17 protein-coding genes are annotated in these 18342 nt (G+C 67.4%); 3 read left to right on the top strand and 14 right to left on the bottom strand.

Annotated features, from left to right (window positions below):
* Positions 1-23 precede the first annotated feature (23 nt).
* The 5 genes from Tharo_RS01275 to Tharo_RS01255 form a co-directional block, all read right to left on the bottom strand.
* Positions 24-2231 (bottom strand): RelA/SpoT family protein, encoded by a 2208-nt coding sequence (locus tag Tharo_RS01275; protein WP_107219649.1) that lies wholly within the window; start codon positions 2229-2231, stop codon positions 24-26.
* A gap of 20 nt (positions 2232-2251) precedes the next feature.
* The gene (rpoZ, locus tag Tharo_RS01270) at positions 2252-2467 is read right to left on the bottom strand and encodes a DNA-directed RNA polymerase subunit omega (protein WP_107219648.1); all 216 of its coding nucleotides are present in this window, start codon (positions 2465-2467) and stop codon (positions 2252-2254) included.
* A 2-nt stretch (positions 2468-2469) separates the two neighbouring features.
* Complete coding sequence (gene gmk, locus Tharo_RS01265; protein WP_075146780.1) at positions 2470-3084, bottom strand: guanylate kinase; 615 nt, start codon at positions 3082-3084, stop codon at positions 2470-2472.
* 73 nt (positions 3085-3157) lie between these two features.
* The gene (locus tag Tharo_RS01260) at positions 3158-4360 is read right to left on the bottom strand and encodes an FIST signal transduction protein (RefSeq protein ID WP_107219647.1); all 1203 of its coding nucleotides are present in this window, start codon (positions 4358-4360) and stop codon (positions 3158-3160) included.
* Positions 4357-5238, bottom strand: a complete 882-nt coding sequence (locus tag Tharo_RS01255; protein ID WP_107219646.1) for an alpha/beta fold hydrolase — start codon at positions 5236-5238, stop codon at positions 4357-4359. Before Tharo_RS01255 ends, Tharo_RS01260 begins: the two co-directional genes overlap by 4 nt.
* 229 nt (positions 5239-5467) lie before the next feature.
* Between Tharo_RS01255 and Tharo_RS01250 the strand changes: the two genes are divergently transcribed.
* Together Tharo_RS01250 and Tharo_RS01245 are read left to right on the top strand one after the other, a co-directional pair.
* Positions 5468-6193, top strand: coding sequence for a chromate transporter (locus Tharo_RS01250; protein ID WP_107219645.1), 726 nt, complete (start codon positions 5468-5470; stop codon positions 6191-6193).
* Positions 6190-6738, top strand: a complete 549-nt coding sequence (locus tag Tharo_RS01245; protein ID WP_107219644.1) for a chromate transporter — start codon at positions 6190-6192, stop codon at positions 6736-6738. Before Tharo_RS01250 ends, Tharo_RS01245 begins: the two co-directional genes overlap by 4 nt.
* A 25-nt stretch (positions 6739-6763) precedes the next feature.
* On the opposite strand, the gene Tharo_RS01240 is transcribed toward Tharo_RS01245, so the two are convergent.
* The 9 genes from Tharo_RS01240 to Tharo_RS01200 all read right to left on the bottom strand — a co-directional run bounded on the left by Tharo_RS01240 (position 6764) and on the right by Tharo_RS01200 (position 16995).
* Positions 6764-7315, bottom strand: coding sequence for a hemerythrin domain-containing protein (locus tag Tharo_RS01240; RefSeq protein WP_107219643.1), 552 nt, complete (start codon positions 7313-7315; stop codon positions 6764-6766).
* Positions 7316-7366: 51 nt separating this feature from the next.
* Positions 7367-8668: a TRAP transporter large permease gene (locus tag Tharo_RS01235; protein ID WP_107219642.1), complete on the bottom strand. Its 1302-nt coding sequence runs from the start codon at positions 8666-8668 to the stop codon at positions 7367-7369.
* Entirely contained in the window at positions 8661-9149 is a 489-nt protein-coding gene (locus Tharo_RS01230; protein WP_107219641.1) for a TRAP transporter small permease, read from the bottom strand. The genes Tharo_RS01235 and Tharo_RS01230 overlap by 8 nt, the downstream gene beginning before the upstream one ends.
* Before the next feature lie 85 nt (positions 9150-9234).
* Positions 9235-10269 carry a TRAP transporter substrate-binding protein gene (locus Tharo_RS01225; RefSeq protein ID WP_107219640.1) on the bottom strand — a complete coding sequence of 345 codons (1035 nt, stop codon included), beginning with the start codon at positions 10267-10269 and terminating at the stop codon, positions 9235-9237.
* Between the two features lie 42 nt (positions 10270-10311).
* Positions 10312-12642 (bottom strand): cytochrome P450/oxidoreductase, encoded by a 2331-nt coding sequence (locus tag Tharo_RS01220; protein WP_107219639.1) that lies wholly within the window; start codon positions 12640-12642, stop codon positions 10312-10314.
* A 72-nt stretch (positions 12643-12714) separates the two neighbouring features.
* Positions 12715-14694, bottom strand: coding sequence for an acetoacetate--CoA ligase (locus tag Tharo_RS01215; protein ID WP_107222269.1), 1980 nt, complete (start codon positions 14692-14694; stop codon positions 12715-12717).
* 93 nt (positions 14695-14787) lie between these two features.
* Positions 14788-15432 (bottom strand): maleylacetoacetate isomerase, encoded by a 645-nt coding sequence (gene maiA, locus Tharo_RS01210; RefSeq protein WP_107219638.1) that lies wholly within the window; start codon positions 15430-15432, stop codon positions 14788-14790.
* Between the two features lie 4 nt (positions 15433-15436).
* The gene (locus Tharo_RS01205; protein WP_107219637.1) at positions 15437-16447 is read right to left on the bottom strand and encodes a fumarylacetoacetate hydrolase family protein; all 1011 of its coding nucleotides are present in this window, start codon (positions 16445-16447) and stop codon (positions 15437-15439) included.
* Positions 16444-16995 (bottom strand): VOC family protein, encoded by a 552-nt coding sequence (locus tag Tharo_RS01200; RefSeq protein WP_107219636.1) that lies wholly within the window; start codon positions 16993-16995, stop codon positions 16444-16446. Before Tharo_RS01200 ends, Tharo_RS01205 begins: the two co-directional genes overlap by 4 nt.
* 137 nt (positions 16996-17132) lie before the next feature.
* Here Tharo_RS01200 and Tharo_RS01195 point away from each other — a divergent pair, with 137 nt between their 5' ends.
* Positions 17133-18050 (top strand): LysR family transcriptional regulator, encoded by a 918-nt coding sequence (locus tag Tharo_RS01195; protein WP_107219635.1) that lies wholly within the window; start codon positions 17133-17135, stop codon positions 18048-18050.
* Positions 18051-18342: the final 292 nt, after the last annotated feature.

Genomic DNA, 18342 nt, shown 5'->3' with positions numbered 1-18342 from the left:
CATTCTACCAGCGCTGCCGGCGTTCAGCCCACGCGGCCATCGCCCTTGACGCGGCCGATGCGCACCACCTCGGGCTGGCGGCGCACCGCCCGCATCACCTTCGCCAGGTGCATGCGGTCGCGCACCTGGAGGATGAAGTGGAGCGCAGTGTAGGTGCCCTGCTCGCTGTCCATGCTGACGCTCTGGATGTTGCAGTCCTCTTCCGCGATCGCGCTCGCGACGCGGGCGAGGACGCCGCGCGAATTGCGGCTGAGGACGCGGATGGCGACATCGAACAGACGCTCGTCGCTGCCGTGCTCCCAGTCCACGTCCACCCAGCGCCCGCGGTCGCCGCGCAGCTTGGCGACGTTGGGGCAGTCGTGGGTGTGGACTTCGAGGCCCTGGCCCTTGCGCAGGGTGCCGATGATCGGGTCCCCCGGAATCGGCCGGCAGCAGCGCGCCAGCTGCACCGCGATGCCCTCCGAGCCGCGGATGGTGATCGCCCCCGCGGGCTTGGGCTTGATCACGTCGGGGCGGCCGGACTCCAGATCCTGCACTTCGGCAAGGCGGCGGGCGACGATCGCCGGCAGGCGCTTGCCGAGTCCGAGATCGGCGAAGATTTCCTTCTTGTAGCGCACGCCGCGATCGCGCAGGAAACGGTCCCAGGCGAAGCTCGACACCTGACCGAGGGTGAGCCCGTGCGGGCGCAGGGCCTGGTTGAGCAGGCGCTCGCCGAGCGCGATCGACTCGTCCTGCTGGGCGTTCTTCATGAAATGGCGGATCTGCGAGCGCGCCTTGCCGGTGCGCGCGTACGACAGCCAGGCCGGGTTGGGGTTGGCGTGGGCGGCGGTGATGATCTCGATCTGGTCGCCGTTGCGCAGTTCGCTGCGCAGCGGCATCAGGTCGCCGTTGATGCGGCAGGCAACGCAGCGGTTGCCGATGTCGGTATGCACCGCATAGGCGAAGTCGACCGGCGTCGACCCCTTCGGCATCGAGAAGATCGTGCCCTTGGGCGAGAACACGTAGACCTCGCCCGGGAACAGGTCGATCTTGACGTGCTCGAGGAACTCGGTGGCTTCGCCCGAGGTGGACTGCAGCTCGAGCAGCGACTGGAGCCAGGAGTGGGTGCGCTGCTGCAGCTCGGTGAGGGTCTTCTCGTCTTCCTTGTACAGCCAGTGCGAGGCGACGCCGCTCTCGGCGATGTGGTGCATCTCGCGCGTGCGCACCTGCACTTCCACCGGCATGCCGAAGGGGCCGATCAGGGTGGTGTGCAGGCTCTGGTAGCCGTTGGCCTTGGGAATCGACAGGTAGTCCTTGAACTTGCCCGGCACCGGCTTGAACAGCGCGTGCAGCGCGCCGAGGGCGAGGTAGCAGCTGGGGACGTCGCGGACGATGACGCGAAAGCCGTAGATGTCGAGCACCTGCGAGAAGCTCAGGTGCTTCTCGACCATCTTGCGGTAGATGCCGTAGAGGTGCTTTTCGCGCCCCTGCACCTCGGCCGAGATGCCCCACTGCGGCAGGCGCTCCTCGATGCTGTGGCGGATGCGGCCGACGACCTCGCGGCGGTTGCCGCGCGCGGCGCGGATCGCTTTCGCCAGCACCGCGTAGCGCAGCGGATACTTGTTGCGGAAGGCCAGCTCCTGCAGCTCGCGGTAGAGGTCGTTGAGGCCGAGGCGGTTGGCGATCGGAGCGTAGATCTCCAGCGTCTCGCTGGCGATGCGGCGGCGCTTGGCGGCACGGACGTGGTCCAGCGTGCGCATGTTGTGCAGGCGGTCGGCGAGCTTGATCAGGATCACGCGCAGATCGCTCGCCATCGCCAGCAGCATCTTGCGGAAGTTCTCGGCCTGGGCCTCTTCCTGCGAGCGGAATTCGATCTTGTCGAGCTTGGACAGGCCGTCGACCAGTTCGGCGGCGACCTTGCCGAAGCGCTCGGCGATCTCCGCCTTGGTGATGTGGGTGTCCTCCATCACGTCGTGGAGGAGCGCCGCGATCAGCGCCTGGGGGTCGAGGCGCCAGTCGGCGACCAGCGAGGCGACCGCCACCGGGTGGGTGACGTAAGGTTCGCCGCTGATGCGGAACTGCCCGGCATGGGCGTTGGCGGCGAAATGGTAGGCGGCTTCGATGCGGCCAACGTCTTCGGCCTTGAGGTAGCCGAGCAGCTTGGTTTTGAGCTGCTGGAAATCGAGCGCGAGGACGCTCGAGGCCGGCGGCCGGAAAGGGGGCGGGGGGACGCCGACGTCGCTGCTCGCCATGCTCGCCCCCGCCCTGCGGGTCAGGCCTGCCCGCGATTGAGCATCTCGAGTCCGACCTTGCCCGCCGCCACTTCGCGCAACGCGATCACGGTCGGCTTGTCCTTGTCGTTGGGGTCGAGTTCGATCTGCGGCGTGCTGCCGACGGTCAGCTGACGGGCACGATAAGTGGCCGCCAGGGTGAGCTGGAAGCGGTTCGGGATGCGCTTGAGGCAGTCTTCGACGGTGATGCGGGCCATGTTCAGTCCTGTTCGAGAAAATTGAAATATTGCGGATGCCGCTGGTGCTGGCACTCGTAGCGCAGGCGCGAGGCACGCACCACGGCGATGAGGTCATCGAGCGCGGCATCGATTTCATCGTTGATTATAACGTAGTCGAATTCGCCCACATGGCGCATTTCCCCGCGCGCGCCGAGCAGGCGGCGGCTGATCACTTCGTCGCTGTCGGTGCCGCGTCCGCGCAGGCGCGCCTCGAGCGCCTCCACCGACGGCGGCAGCACGAACACCCCGATCGAACCGGGAAAGGCCTTGCGCACCTGCTGCGCGCCCTGCCAGTCGATTTCGAGCAAGGTGTCGCGGCCGGCGGCGATCTGTTCCCTGAGCCAGGCCTTCGAGGTGCCGTAGTAGTTGCCATGCACTTCCGCCCACTCGAGGAATTCGCCGCGGTCGCGCAACGCGCGGAACGTGGGCACATCGACGAAGCGGTACTCGCGCCCATCCTGTTCGCCGGGGCGCGGCGCGCGGGTGGTGAAGGAGATCGACAACTGCACGCGCGGATCGCGCTGCAGCAGTCCGTGCACCAGGGTGGTCTTGCCCGCGCCCGAAGGCGCGGTGACGATGAAGAGGGTTCCGGGCATGGAGGCGGTCCGTTCCGTGGTCGAGCGTCGCATTCTGCCATCGCCGCTGCGAGCCCGCGACCGCCCCTCGCGCTCAGCGCGGGAACTGGCCCGGCGCGCGCGCCATCGCGAACACCGTCAGCACCCCGGTGTAGCCGTAGAGCCGGCTGTGGGCGATTTCCCCGGCGGCGAAGAATCCCGCCAGCGGCACGTTGCCGAGCACGTCGCGGATCGCCAGCAGTTCGGCCGCCGGGGCACCGAAGTGCGGGCCGCCGCGCCCCGAGCAGCTGACATACACGGCACCGGCGGCGAGTTGCTCGCAGTCGAGCAGCTGGTCGCGGATCTCGCGCGCGGCGCGGCGCAGATCGGCCATCGCCGCCTGCGGATCGCGGCGACAGAAGGCAAGCCAGGTGCCGGTCTCGAGCTCGTCGGCGATCGCCAGCACGCGGGCACGCGGGTCCATGCCGACGATGTTGCGTACCAGCATGTCGGCGCCGAACGCCGCCGGAGCGACGATGTCGTCGTCGGCGCGGCGGTGGAGGCCGACCAAGGTGCTCGACAGGGCACGCGCGATCGGCTCGGCGGCCATGTCCTGCGGCAGGTCGAGGTCTTCCAGGGCGCAGGCAAGCGCGGGACGGCCGTCGAGGGTGACGACGAGGTTGTCCTGCGCGCGCGACACCCGCCGGCGCGGGCCGATCGGCTGGCAACCCTGGGTGACGCGCGAGATCACCGTGATCTCTTCGGCGAATGCCGCGCCCGACAGGCCGCCACCGTCGAACACCGCGTCGGCGATCTGCACCGCGCGCCGGCGCGAGGCCGACAGGCCGCCGAACAGATAGCCGGAAGCGGTGCGCGCGGCCAGTTCGGGGAGCAGCTCCTGGAGGTCGGGCGTACGCCCGTCGGCGTGGACCAGCGCGGTGTGGGCATGGAAGCCTTCGCTGTCCATGCGCAGCGGCTGGCGCCCGGAAAACACCCGGAAGCTGTTGCGCGGCAGCGGCGCCAGCATCAGCACCAGCGCCGGCTCGTCGAAGTGCTCGGCACCGCTGGCGGCGACACCGACGCCGACCGTGCCCACCCAATGGACGCCGGGCAGGCGGCGCTGCAGTTCGGCGAGCAGTTCCTCGGCGTCGGCGGCGTAGTGGTCGGTGAAGTAGCACAGGCCGAGCGTGTATTCGATGTCAATGGCATGGACGATGGCGCCATGGAGATCGTGCATCAGCGCCTCGAACGCCTCGGCCAGGGCGACGTGCCAGTCGGGGTTCGCAGCGTGGGCGGAAGCGAAGCGGGCGCGGATCATGTCGGCTCCCGGAGGAAGAAGGACTCCAGCGCGGCCGCGACCTGCTCGGGCTGGTCGTGCTGGACGTTGTGCCCGGCGCCGGAGATCGTGACCTGGCGCACGTCGGCAAAACACGCCGCGCGCCGCTGCAGTTCGGCCGGATCGTCACCGAAGCGTTCCACCACGAAGCCTTCGTCGCCGATCAGCAACAGCACCGGTGCACGCACCCGACGCCAGCACGCCATCGCGTCCTCGACCCGGTAGGGAAAGGGCGAAGGCAGCTTGTGCCACGGATCGCAGCCCATCTCGACCTGGCCGTCAGCGCGCACGCGGCCGACGTGGCGGGCGAGGAAATCCGCCCGCTCCGGCGTCAGCCGTGCATTGGCCGCGCACAGCCGGCGGGCGAGCGCGGCATGGTCGGGATAGACGCGCAGCCGCGGCGGCTCGGCCTGCGACGCGATCCAGTTCTGCAGCAACACCGGCGCTTCGGCGTCGGGCGGGCGCCTGAGGCCGAGGAAATCGAGCATCGCCACCTGGCTCACCCGTTCCGGGTACAGGCCGGCGTAGATGCCGGCGACGTTGCCGCCCATGCTGTGCCCGGCCAGGCGAACCGGCTCGCCGGGCGCGTAGTGCGCCAGCAGCGCGTCGAGGTCGGCATAGTAGTCGGGAAACCAGTACGGCCGCCCGAGCCAGGTGCTGCCGCCGAAGCCGCGCCAGTCGTGTGCGATCACCTGCCAGTCGTGGCGCAGGGCCTCGACCACGAACTGGAAGGTCGCCGACGAATCCATCCAGCCATGGAGCAGGAACAGCCGCGGCGCATCGGCCGCGCCCCAGCGCCGGACGGTGTACTGCAGGCCGCGGATATCGAGTTGTTCGGTGGTGGAGATGGTGTGGCGCATACGAAAGTGGAAGACAGCAGTAAGGATCCTGCCTTCATTCTAGCCTCCGCGCGGCGGCCGTACCCGCCGCACACGGCAGACGGCCCCTGGCCTGCGCCGGAGCAGCGCTTATAATCGGCGCCTCTGCTGTCGTCTGCGGGCCTGCGCCCGGCCACCGCCGCGCACGAGCGCATCCGCGACCTCATCCTTTTGTGCCGCCGTTCTTTCCGCCAGCCCGTCCGAGCCCGCCTTGACTTCCGTCCCCCGCGTCACGCCACCGCCCGCCTCCGCCGCCCGCAGCCATCCGCGTTCGCCAGGAGCGCTCTTCGTCGCTTTCACCCTCCTCGCCCTGCAGGGCTTCGGCGGCGTGCTCGCGGTGGCGCAGCGCGAGCTCGTCGACCGCCGCGGCTGGCTCAGCCGCGACGAGTTCATCGAAGCCTATTCACTCGCCCAGCTGCTGCCCGGGCCCAACGTCGTCAACCTGTCGCTGATGGTCGGCGACCGCTTCTTCGGCTGGCGCGGCGCACTCGCCGCCATCTCCGGGATGCTCCTCGCGCCGCTCGCGCTGGTGCTCGCCGCCGCCGCCGGCTACCAGCAGCTGGCGGGCTATCCGGCGGTGGCGGGCGCGCTGCGCGGCATGGGTGCGGTGGCTGCGGGGCTGATCCTGGCGATGGCGTGCAAGATGCTGCTGACCCTGCGCAAGAACCTGATGGGGCCGTGGCTGTGCGCCCTGCTCGGGCTCACCGCGCTGATCGCGGTGGTCGTGTTCCGCGCGCCGCTGGCATGGATCGTGATCGGCCTCGGCCTCGCCGGCTGGAGCCTGGCGCGTGTCTGCATCATGCGCCAAAGCGGACGCCCGGCAGCACAACCCGCCAACGCGGCAGCCTCGCCCGGAGCCGGAGCGGAGCGCCCGGGGACAGGGACGGCGACCGCAGGCGCTGCGCATCGCCGTTCCTCGCCCGAGGCCGAGCAATGAGCGCGCTGCCCGCGGCCGATCTCACCGACCTGTTCCTGCATTTCCTGATGCTGTCGCTGCTGTCGATCGGCGGCGCGATGTCGACCGCGCCGGAGATGCACCGCTATTTCGTCGCCGAGCGCGGCTGGCTGGCCGACGCCGACTTCACCACCGCAATCGCCCTCGCCCAGGCCGCACCGGGGCCGAACGTGCTGTTCGTGCCGGTGCTGGGCTTCCAGGTCGCCGGCGTGATCGGCGCTGCCGCCGCGCTGGTCGGCATCCTGCTGCCGTCGACCCTGCTCTCGCTCGGCGTCAGCCGCTGGGGCGCCAGCCGCCGCAACACCCCCGGCGTGCGCGCCTTCACCGCCGGGCTGGCGCCGGTGACGGTCGGCCTGGTGTTCGCCACCGGCTGGCTGCTCGCCCTGCCCTTCGTCGGCGAGCCGGAACACCGCCTCGGCGCCCTTGCCCTGATCGGCGCCACCGCCCTGGTCACGCTCAAAACCCGCCTCGCACCGATGTGGATGATCGCCGTCGGCGCGCTCGCAGGCGCGCTCGGCTGGGTGTAGGCGTGCGCGCGCCGAAGCGCGCCGGTCAGATGTTGCGGGTGTGTAAGGGCAGGTGACGCATGTGCAGCGAGAGGCCCAGCGCAGCCATGTGGTTCGCATTGCGCCGGAGGATCCGCTCCGACAGGGGGAGGAATTCCGCCTCCTCGAAGGAGGCATGCTCGGCATATTTGCGCATCAGGTGCTCGACTTCGGCGAAATCGATGTGGACGCTCTGGCCCTTGGCCGCTTTCTTGACCGCGGGGGCGAGACGCTTCCAGATCGCTTCCGCTTCGCGATGCTCCCGTACCAGCCGGCCGACGAGCTGCTTGACGAGTTCAAGCTCCTCGCCGGGCAAGGCACTCGCCAGCACCGCGGGGAAGAGCTCCTCCTCCTCCTCGGCATGGTGCTCGATCACGGCCTGACCGAACATCTCCACCACCCGCTGCGCGACCCGCCTGGCACGCTCGGCCGCAGACAAAAGCGCCGGCAGTTCGGAGAAGGCCTCCAGCTCTTTGAGAATCCCCATATGGCACTTGGAGAAATCGGAGATGGGGGTCTCGCCCCCTCCGGCGGAACTCTTTTCACTCACGGTTGGCATCCTTTCTATTCTTGACAGCTTTCGGGTACGCATCCGACCGCAATCGCCCGCTCACGACATTGCCCCCGGCAACCACAGGACCAGGACCGGGAAAGCGAGCAGCAGCACCAGCCGCAACAGGTCCGCGACGATGAAGGGCAGGATCCCACGCACCACCGTCCCGGACGATACGCCGCGCGTCGCCGCCTGGACGACGAAAAGGTTCATGCCGATCGGCGGGGTGATCAGACCGATCTCGGCCACCGTGACGACCACGATCCCGAACCAGATCAGGCTGTAATCGAGTTGCAGCGCGACCGGCGCCAGCAGCGGCACGGTCAGCAGGATCATCGACATGGAGTCCATGAAGCAGCCCAGGATCAGGTAAAAGACCAGGATCAGCACCATCACGGCCAGCGGGCTGAGGCCGGAGGCCTCGATCTGGCCGATCAGAAACTGGGGCAGCCCGGTGTTCTCGAGAAAGAAATTGAACAGCGCCGCGCCGATCAGGATGAAGAAGATCATCCCGGTCAAGGCAGCCGTCTCGGCGACCGACTCACGCAGTGCCCGAGCGCTCAGCTTGCCCGAGCTCAGAGCCAGCAGGAACGCGCCGACCGCACCCACGGCAGCCGCTTCGGTCGGCGTGAACAGCCCCACATAGATGCCCCCGATCACCGTCACGAACAGCACCACCACCGGCCAGATCTGCCCGAGATAACGGATGCGGTCGGTCCACCCCGTGCGTGGCGAGGACGGGGCGAGATCGGGACGCTGCCTCACCCGGACCACGATCGCGAGCGCATACAGAACCGCACCGAGGATTCCCGGAATCAGCGCGGCAATGAACAGCTGCCCGATCGAACTCTGCGTCAGCAGGCCGTAGATCACCAGCAATACCGACGGCGGAATGAGCACGCCCAGCGTGCCGCCGGCGGCAACCGTGGCCGTGGCCAGGGAGTCGTCGTAACCGGCGCGTTTCATCTCGGGCAATGCGACCCGGCCGATGGTCGCCACCGTGGCCAGCGAGCTGCCGCAGATCGCCCCGAAAAAGGCGCAGGCGCCGACCGTAGTCACCGCCAGCCCGCCCCGTCGATGGCCGACGAAGCTGTTGATCGCGTTGAACAGCGAGCGCGACAAACCTGCATGGGAGGCAAAGACACCCATCATCACGAACAGCGGAATGACGCTGAAGGAATAAGGAAAGATCGACTCGAAGGGGCTCGAACCGAGGATATAGGCGGTGCCCGCCCAGCCGTTCAGCCACCAGTAGCCGAGTACGCCGATGATTCCCATGGCGACGGCGACCGGCATGCCGAGCGCGATCAATCCAAGCGCGGCGACGAAACCTGCGAAGCCGAGAAATCCATCACTCATTGCCGGTCCCCTTCGGTAAGGTGGCAAGCACCTCCAGCACAACCCCGAGCAGCGACAGGGTGAGCCCCACGAGCAGCGGATACCAGTACCACGCCACCGGAATGCCGAGCTGCTGCGAGCGGTCGCCGTAAGCCGAGCGGACGTCGAAGGTCTCGAAGCCGTACCAAAGCATCAAGCCCACCAGCGCCAACGCGACCCCCGCAGCGCCAAGCTGCAGTGGAACCCTGAGCGCGCCCGGCAGGGCCTTGACCACGAAGTCCACGCCGACATGGGCGCCGCTCATGAACGCGAATGGCATCACCAGCCAGGCGCCGGTGACGACGAGCAGCTGCACCAGATCGACCACCCCTTGCACGGGCAGGTCGAAGTTCCGTCCAATCACATCGGCCACCGTCACCAGCGCGGCACCGCCGTATGCGGCGACGCCCAAGGCGGCCAGGGCCGACACGAGGGAACGTGCGAGGCTATGCACTCGAGTCACCGGTTTGTCTCCTATCAGAGGTGAGTGACCGGCCCTGGCATGGCTGCCACGCGGGCCGGTCCGGGCCAGGGCTTCAAGGCCCTGGTTACTTCGCCGCCTTGTACGCAGCGATCTTTTCCTGCATCAGCCGGTAGATCTCCTCCGCATTGGCCACGCCTTCGTTCTTCACTTTCTGGACGTAGGCATCGATCATCGGCTGCAGCGCCTTGCGCCAGCGCTCACGTTCGGCATCCGACAGCTCGGTGATCACATGGCCGGCGGCAACCGCTTCGTCGCGGCCCGGCTTGTCCCAGGCGTCCCACCAGGCGTCGAACTTGGCGACCAGCGCGTCCCCGGAGTACTGGTCGATGCAGGCGCGCGCCTTGGGGCTGAGCCGCGCATACGAACGCTCGTTCATGACGAAGAAGAACGACACGGTGTAGGCGCCGAGATCGAGGTGGTTACTCAGCACCTCGTTCAGGCCGAAGGACTTGACCGGATCCCAGGGGAATACGGTGCCGTCCAGTACACCGCGCTGGAGGTTCTCGTAGACTTCGCCGGGCGGCAGACCCTGCGGCGTCGCACCGAGGAAAGACAGCATGTCCGAAACCGCCGGGCTCGGCGTGCGGATGCGCAGCCCCTTCATGTCCTCCATGGTCTCGACCTTCTTCCCGCGGGTGTGGAGCAGGCCGCCGTTATGCGCATGGAGCGCCAGGACCTTCAGCCCCTTGTACTCTTCGGCCAATACCCCGGGCAGCAGCTGCCACAGCGCATGCGTCGCGGCGCCGGCGTCATCGGTGAGGAAGGGCATGTCGATCAGCGAGGTCCGCGGAAAGCGGCCGCGCGGAATGCCGTGCAGGCCGTGGGCGATATCGACCACGCCGGCAACGACCTGCTCCTGCTGGCGGGCGACGTTCCCCAGCTGGGTACCGGCCGGAAACACCTCGAACTCGACTTCGCCGCCGGAGCACTCCGCGACCTGCTTGGTCCACGGCACGATGAAATCGGTATGGATGCCGTGCACCGAAGGCAGATAGTGGCTGAGCTTCAACTTGGTCCGGGCTTCGGCGTCGCTGGCGATGCCCAGCGCCATCACCGCCGACAGTGCGGCACCGATGAGTGCATTACGCTTCGATTTCATTTTGTCTCTCCTGTTTGAACTTCTGTGCTACGACTCGCGGGATCACAGCGCCAGCTTGATCCGCCCTCCACTCTTGGCGCGGGAACAACACGCCATCATGCGCCGGTTTTCAGCCCGCTCGGCACGGGTCAGGACCAGATCGCGGTGATCGATCTCGCCCTCCAGCACGCTCACCTCGCAGCTTCCGCACAGCCCCTCGCAGCAATCGCTGGCGAGGTCGATGCCGACCGCCCGGATCGCTTCGAGCAGCGTCGTATCGGCGGCAACCGCTACGGTCAGGCCGGAATCCATCAATTCCACCTCGAAGGCGCTCTCCTTTTCCGGATCGAGGCCGGAACCTTGCGCGGAGAAATGTTCGAAATGGAGCGTATTGCCGGGCAATTCGGCGCAAAGGTCTTCCAGCGCACGGATCATCCGCGCCGGCCCGCAGGCATAGATCTGCGCGCCTTCGGCCAATGAATCGACGATGGCGGGCAGATCGGCGCGCTCACCCTCTTGTTTTGAATAGATCCGGACACGGCCGCCGTGATCGGATTCGAGCCGGGCGAGGAATGCCATCGAGGCGCGCGATCGACCGGCGTAATGGATCACGTAATCGCGTCCGAGCATTTTCAGCCGGTCCGCCATCGCCAGGATCGGCGTAATCCCGATTCCGCCCGCAATCAGCACGTAGCTGCGGGCGCTTTCATCGAGACGGAACAAGTTGTTCGGCCCCCGCAACTTCAGTTCCGTACCCGGGCGCACGACTTCATGGATATGACGGGAACCGCCGCGTCCCTGCTCTTCGAGAAGGATCGCGACGTCGTAGCCGGGCGCGTCGGGCCGCCCGCACAGCGAATACTTGCGCTCATACTCGCCCAGGCAGAGTTCGCCATGCGCTCCGGCGCTCCAGCGCGGCAGCGGACGCCCCCTGACATCTTCCAGGGTCAGCCCGAGCACACCGCCAGCCTCCTGCCGGACCGCGCTCACCCGGACCTTGCGTGCGATCTCCTTGCGCAGCGGCGCGCCGACGGGAAAATGGACGCTTCCGCGGCGCAGCGCCGGGTTGGCACGCTCGGGATTGTGCTCGGGGTCCCATTCCACCCACAGGTTGTTGGGGCCGCGGAACGACGTATTCGGCAGGTAGGTGAACTCCTGCTCGGCGAGGCGGAGGTGGGGCAGGCGGCGGCTCATCTCTTCGAGGAAGATGCGCATCTCCAGGCGGCCGATGTTCTTGCCCAGGCACTGGTGGCTGCCATAGCCGAAAGTCAGATGCTCGACCGCGTTGTCGCGGTAGATATCGAACCGGTCGCCGTCTTCGAAGTGGCGCTCGTCCTGATTGCCCGAGGCCTGGACGATCAGCAGCTTCGCCCCTGCGGGCAGCTCGACGCCGCCCAGCTGCGCGGCAGCGGTGGTTTCGCGCCGCCAGGCGACCATCGAGCCGGCGTAGCGCAGGCATTCCTCGACCGCGTTGGGGATCAGCGACGGATCGGCGCAGACATCCTCCCAGGCGTCACGATGGGTCAGCAGCGTCTTGAACATGTTGGTCGAGGCCAGCGAAGTGGTCTCGTGCGCCGCGACGATGATCGCCATCATCATCGAATGGACATAGCTGTCGGTGACGATCTCGGGAATCTCGGCGTTCTTGCGGATGGTGTAGTGCATCCAGCCCTCACCGTCCGGATCGGCGCGCATCTTTTCGATCACTTCGCCGGCGTATTGCCAGAAACGGCCCACCGCATGGGCGACCTCGACCTGCTGCTCCGGCGTCGGCCGCCCCCAGGTGTTGACCGCATGTGCGACCGCGAAGCTGCGCATGCGCTCGATCTCGTCCTCGGGGACGCCGAGAAAGTGGAGCGCGATCGTCAGCGGAACTTCGTACAGCATTTCCTCGACCAGGTCGACGCGGCCGCGGTCGATGAAGCCGTCGATCTTCTCCCGTGTCAGGCGCCGGACCATCTCCTGCTTGGCCTCGAGGTTCTCGGGCAGGAAGTGGTCGAGCAGGACGCGGCGGCGCTCCATGTGGGCGGGCTCGTCCTCGTTGACCAGCGTCCGGTTCATCGCATAGCCGTAGCTTGCCAGCACCTTCATCGCCTCCGGCGTCGCCGGGGTGATCTTTTCCAGCGCATTGCGCGGTGAATACAGCACGTTGTCACGGAACACGGACTTTATGTCGTCATAGCGGCTGACGATCCAGTAGCCGAGTTTGGGACTGTAGAAAACCGGCAGCTGATCGCGCGACCAGCGCAGCGCTTCGGCCGGATCGACCTGGTACGGTCCCTCGAAGGGGTCGAAGGCGGCGGCCAGCGCGGACGCCGGACACGCGCCCTCGGAATGACGGACAGGGCATCCGCCCCGGGTCGGCTGCGCTTGAGTTGAGTTCTCGATCGTCACGACGTCTCTTCCTGACAGGTTCAGTTATAGGAAACAAATCATCCCGAAGCGTTGGCAATCCACCCCGATCATTCAGGAGTGCAGCTCGGCACGGTCGCGGAAGTGCACCAGCGCCTCGGGGTTGGCGAGCGCTTCCTGGTTCTTCACCGGACGGCCGTGCACCACGTTGCGCACCGCCAGTTCGACGATCTTGCCGCTCTTGGTGCGCGGAATGTCCGCCACCTGCAGCACTTTCGCCGGCACGTGGCGCGGCGTGGTGTGCTCGCGGATGGTGCGCCGGATGCGCTCGACGAGCGCTTCGTCGAGCACCAGGCCTTCGCGCAGCTTGACGAACAGCACCACGCGCACGTCGCTGGGGTTCTGCGGCGGCCAGTCCTGGCCGATCACCAGGGATTCGACCACTTCGGCAAGCTGCTCGACCTGGCGGTAGATCTCGGCAGTGCCGATCCGCACCCCGCCCGGGTTGAGGGTCGCGTCCGAGCGCCCGTAGATCACCACGCCGCCGTGCGCAGTGAGCTCGCAGAAGTCCCCATGGCACCACACCCCGGGAAAGCGCTCGAAGTAGGCGGCGCGGTACTTGCTGCCGTCGGGGTCGTTCCAGAAGCCGACCGGCATCGCCGGGAACGGCCGCGTGCACACCAGCTCGCCCTTCTCGCCACGCAGCGGGCGGCCGTCCTCGTCCCACACCTCGACCGCCATCCCCAGGCCGCGGCACTGGATCTCGCCGCGCCACACCGGCCGCACCGGGGAGCCGAGGACGAAGCAGGAGACGATGTCGGTGCCGCCCGAGATCGACGACAGCTGCAGGTCGGCCTTGATCTCGCGATAGACGTAGTCGAAGCCTTCGGCGACCAGCGGGCTGCCGGTGCTCAGCAACACGCGCACGGTGTCGAGGCGGTGGCTTTCCCGGGGTTTCAGGCCAAATTTCGCCGCGGCGTCGAGGAACTTCGCCGAGGTGCCGAAATGGGTCATGCGCTCCGAATCGGCGTAGTCGAACAGGATCCGGTTGGCGGCGGCGAAGGGCGAGCCGTCGTAGAGCAGCACGGTGGCTTCGGCGGCGAGCGCGGACACCAGCCAGTTCCACATCATCCAGCCGCAGGTGGTGAAGTAGAAGACGCGGTCGCCGGGCTGGACGTCGGCATGGAGGCGGTGCTCCTTGAGGTGCTGCAGCAAGGTGCCGCCGGCGCCGTGCACGATGCACTTGGGCACGCCGGTGGTGCCCGAGGAGTACATGATGTAGAGCGGGTGGTCGAAGGGCAGCGCGGCGAACTCGAGGTCGTCGACGAGGCGGAACGGGGCGATGAAATCCGCGTACATGCGTGCGTGCGGCACGTGCGACAGATCGTGGTCGTGGTGCACGTAAGGGACGACGACGACGCGCTCGACCGAGGGCAGCCCGCCGACGATCTCGCCCAGCTTGCCGAGCACATCGACGGTCTTGCCGTTGTAGTAGTAGCCGTCGCAGGCGAGCAGCACCTTGGGCGCGGTCTGGCCGAAGCGGTCGAGCACGCCCTGCACGCCGAAGTCGGGCGAAGCCGAAGTGAACACCGCGCCGATGCTCGCCGCCGCGAGCATCGCGATCACCGTCTCGGGCAGGTTCGGCATGTAGGCCGCGACCCGGTCACCGGCGACCACGCCCTGGGCGCGCAGGGCGGCGGCGAAGTGGGCGACCGCCCGGTACAGTTCGGCGCGGGTGAGGCGGTTGTGCACCCGGTCCTCGCCCCAGAACACGATCGCATCCTGGTCGTCGCGCGCGCGCAGCAGGTTCTGCGCGAAGTTCAGCCGCGCGTCGGGGAACCACTGCGCCCCGGGCATGCGATCGGCGTCGACCAGCACGCGCTCGCCGCGCGCACCGATGACGCCGCCGCTGCCGCCCTCGCCGTCCCACACGCTGACCCAGAACTGCCCGGGCTGCGCCACCGACCACGCGTACAGCGCATCGTAGTCAGGCAGGGACACGCCCCAGCGCTGCTCGGCCGCGAGGCGGAAGGCGGTGACGGTGGCGTTCGCCACGCGCTCGGCAGAGGGGGTCCAGAGAGCTTGATCAGTCATCATTCATGGAACTCATTCGTATGCGAATCCGATTCGAGGCGCGCCTTCCCGCGCGCGCCGGACGCGGCCGTTACCGGACCACCCGACCAGGCCTCACTCAGCATCGGGCTGCGCCGCCGGCGCCGCGCGCCGGAACGCCTCCAGTTCCTCGCACCGGGCGGCGATTGCGCGCACCGTCGGCATCGCCGAGAGGTCGCAGTCGAAACGCCGGGCGTTGAACACCTGGGGCACCAGGCAGCAGTCGGCCAGGCCGGGGCGGTCGCCATGGCAGAACGCCCCGCTGTGCCCGTCGCCGGCGAGGCGGGCCTCGACCGTGGCGAGGCCGAGCTCCACCCAATGCCGGTACCACGCATTGCGCTGCGCTTCGGTGGCAGCGAACTCCCGCCCGAGGTACTGCAGCACCCGCAGGTTGTTGATCGGGTGGATGTCGCAGCCGATCATCTGGGCGATCTCGCGCACGCGCGCCCGGTCGAGCGCCTGCGCGGGCAACAGCGGCGCCTGCGGATGGATCTCGTCCAGATACTCGATGATCGCGAGCGACTGCGTCAGCACCCGCCCCGCATCCTCCAGCGCGGGCACCAGGCCAGCCGGATTCAGCGCCAGATACTCGGGCCGACGTTGTTCCCCGCCGTCGCGTGTCAGGTGGACCGGGACCGCCTCGTACTCCAGCCCCTTGAGGTGGAGGGCGATCCGCACGCGGTAGGCGGCCGAGCTGCGGAAGTAGGTGTAGAGCTTCATTGCCTCAGCCCCCGAGCGCCGCCACCCGGTTCTCGATCGTGCCGAACACGCTGCGGCCCTCGCGATCGAACATCTCGATGCGCACGGTATCGCCGTCACGCATGAACGGGGTCGCCGGCTCGCCCTGCTCGATCGTCTCGTAGGTGCGCAGCTCCGCCAGACAGCAGTAGCCGACCCCGCCGTGCTCGATCGACGAGCCCCACAGGTCGCCCTGCTTGTTCGATACCGTCCCCGAACCGATGATCGAGCCGGCCTCGAGTTCGCGCGTCTTGGCCACGTGGGCGACCAGCCGGCCAAAGTCGAAGCTCATGTCCACGCCGGCGTTGGGCTTGCCGAACAGCTTGTCGTTCAGATGCACCACCAGCGGCAGGTGCACCTTGGCGTCCTTCCACGCCGCGCCGAGCTCGTCGGGCGTCACCGCCACCGGGCTGAAGGCCGAAGCGGGCTTGCTCTGGAAGAAGCCGAAGCCCTTCGCCAGCTCGGCCGGAATCAGGTTGCGCAGGCTGACGTCGTTCACCAGCATCACCAGCCGGATCGCCTGCGCCGCCTCTTCCGGGCTCGCCCCCAGCGCCACGTCGCCGGTGACCACGGTGACTTCGGCCTCGAAGTCGATGCCCCAGGCCTCGGCGGCCACCACCGCATCGCGCGGGCCGATGAAGCTGTCCGAGCCGCCCTGGTACATCAGCGGGTCGGTGTAGAAGCTCGCCGGCACTTCGGCGTTGCGCGCGCGGCGCACCAGTTCGACGTGGTTGAGGTAGGCCGAGCCGTCAGCCCACTGGTAGGCGCGCGGCAGGGGCGAGGCGCAGGCGGCCTGGTCGAAGGGCTGGGTGTTGACCGCGCCGCTGTTGACTGCCTCGTACACCTGGCGCAGCTGCGGCTCGCACGCCGCCCAGTCGTCGAGCGCGGCCTGCAGCGTGCGTGCGATCGCCGGCACCGCGCGGCAGCGGGTGAGGTCGCGGCTGACGACGACCAGGGTGCCGTCGCGGCCGCCGTGCTTGAGGGTGGCAAGCTTCACTTGAACATCTCCTTGTAGCTGCCGTCGTGCATCCAGGCGGCATGCTTGGGCGCCTTCTTCGTCTGCGCCCACTCTTCCAGCATCGCCCACTTCACCTGGTCGAGGGCCTCGTACATCTTCGGCGAGGCGGTGTTGGCGGCGAGCTCGAGGCGGTGGCCGTTGGGGTCGTAGAAGTAGATCGACTGGAACAGGGCGTGGTCGGTGGGACCGACGACTTCGATGCCTTCGGCCTCGAGGCGGGTCTTGGCCGCCATCATCACTTCCACCGACTCGACCTGCAGCGCCAGGTGCTGGGTCCACACCGGGGTGTTCTGGTCGCGCCCCATCGGCGCGCAGGTGGGCAGCTCGAAGAAAGCGAGGACGTTGCCCATGCCGGCGTCGAGGAAGATGTGCATGTAGGGATCGGGCTCGCCGGTGGAAGGCACGGCGTCCTCGGCGATCGACAGCACCAGCTTCATGCCGAGATGCTTTTCGTACCAGCGCGCGGTCTCGAGCGCGTCGGTGCAGCGGTAGGCCACGTGGTGGATCTTTTTCACGATCGGGGTCATTGCAGTCTCCTCTCTCTGTAAACGTCCCCTCGGCAAGGGGAGGTTGCGTTTATTGCCGCATAAGTCACGACTCCATTAAAGTCGAAACGGTTTTATCATTCAAACGACTTTTTCATATTTACTTATCGGATAAGCCAATGAATGTAACGCTGCGGCAGCTCCGTGCCTTCCTTGCCGTCACCCGGACCGGGAGCTTCACCCTCGCCGCCGAGAGCCTCTACATCACACAGTCGGCCCTCAGCGGGCTGATCAAGGAACTGGAGCAGGTCCTGGGCGTTCGCCTGTTCGATCGCAGCACACGGCGGATCCAGCTGTCGGAGGTCGGCCGCGGGATCCATCCGCTCATCGAGAAGATCCTCGTCGACCTCGACGGTGCCCTCGACGAAGTTGCAAACATCAAGGCGCTGAAACGGGGCGTGGTGCGCATCGCGGCCCCCCAGTTGATGGCGTGCACGCTGCTGCCGGACGTGATCGCTGCGTTTGCGCGCGACTGTCCGGACATCACCATCCGGCTCATCGACTGCGCGGTCGAGAGCGTGACTTCACGGGTCTTTTCGGGAGAGGTGGACCTGGGCGTCGGCCCCGAGCGGGACCCGAATTCCGACATCGACGCGGCGCTGCTCTTCGAGTTGCCCTTCCATGCGGTTTTTCACCGCGACCACCCGCTGGCGAACGCCGCGTCGGTGCGCTGGGCCGAACTCGCCAGCTACCCGCTGATCACCCTGCAGGGCCAGTTCACCGAGCGCCTGTCGACCGATCTTCACAACGCGATGCGCGAGCTCGATCTCAACCCCAACGCCACCGTGACCTTCATGTCGACCGCACTGAGCATGGTTTCGGTCGGGCTCGGGGCGACGATCTGCATTCCCTATGCCGCTTCGCTCGTCCGCCTGTATGGCCTGAGGATGCGCCCGCTCGTTGCCCCGGAAGTCTTCCGCCGCTTCTACATCTTCACCCGCAACGGCCGCTCGCTCTCGCCTGCCGCCGCGGCGTTCCGCGACCATCTGTCACGATACGTCGCAGAGCACGCCATCTTCTCCGCCGCGGATACGTAAAAAGCATGGATGCCGCGGCGGCGGAGCCGCACCCGGCGCAGAGGCTTCGGCACCGCCAGCACATTCCGGCAGGGCGACCGGACAGCGCTTTCATTCAAACAGTTGAGCATCGAACATTTTATTGTTGCTTTTTAAATGCATCTTCTGTTAGCCTTCAACCATCGATTCCGGGCTACCTGCTAGTTACCGACTGACTCATCCCTTGCATCAAGGCGTGCACACGATCGCCACAATCGACCGATAATGCACTGTTTACAGGGTTTAGGCGGGTTTCCAGGCTTCGTTCCAACCC

It is taken from the genome of Thauera aromatica K172 (assembly GCF_003030465.1).
Classification (GTDB): domain Bacteria; phylum Pseudomonadota; class Gammaproteobacteria; order Burkholderiales; family Rhodocyclaceae; genus Thauera; species Thauera aromatica.
This window is presented reverse-complemented; position numbering and strand designations above follow the sequence as displayed.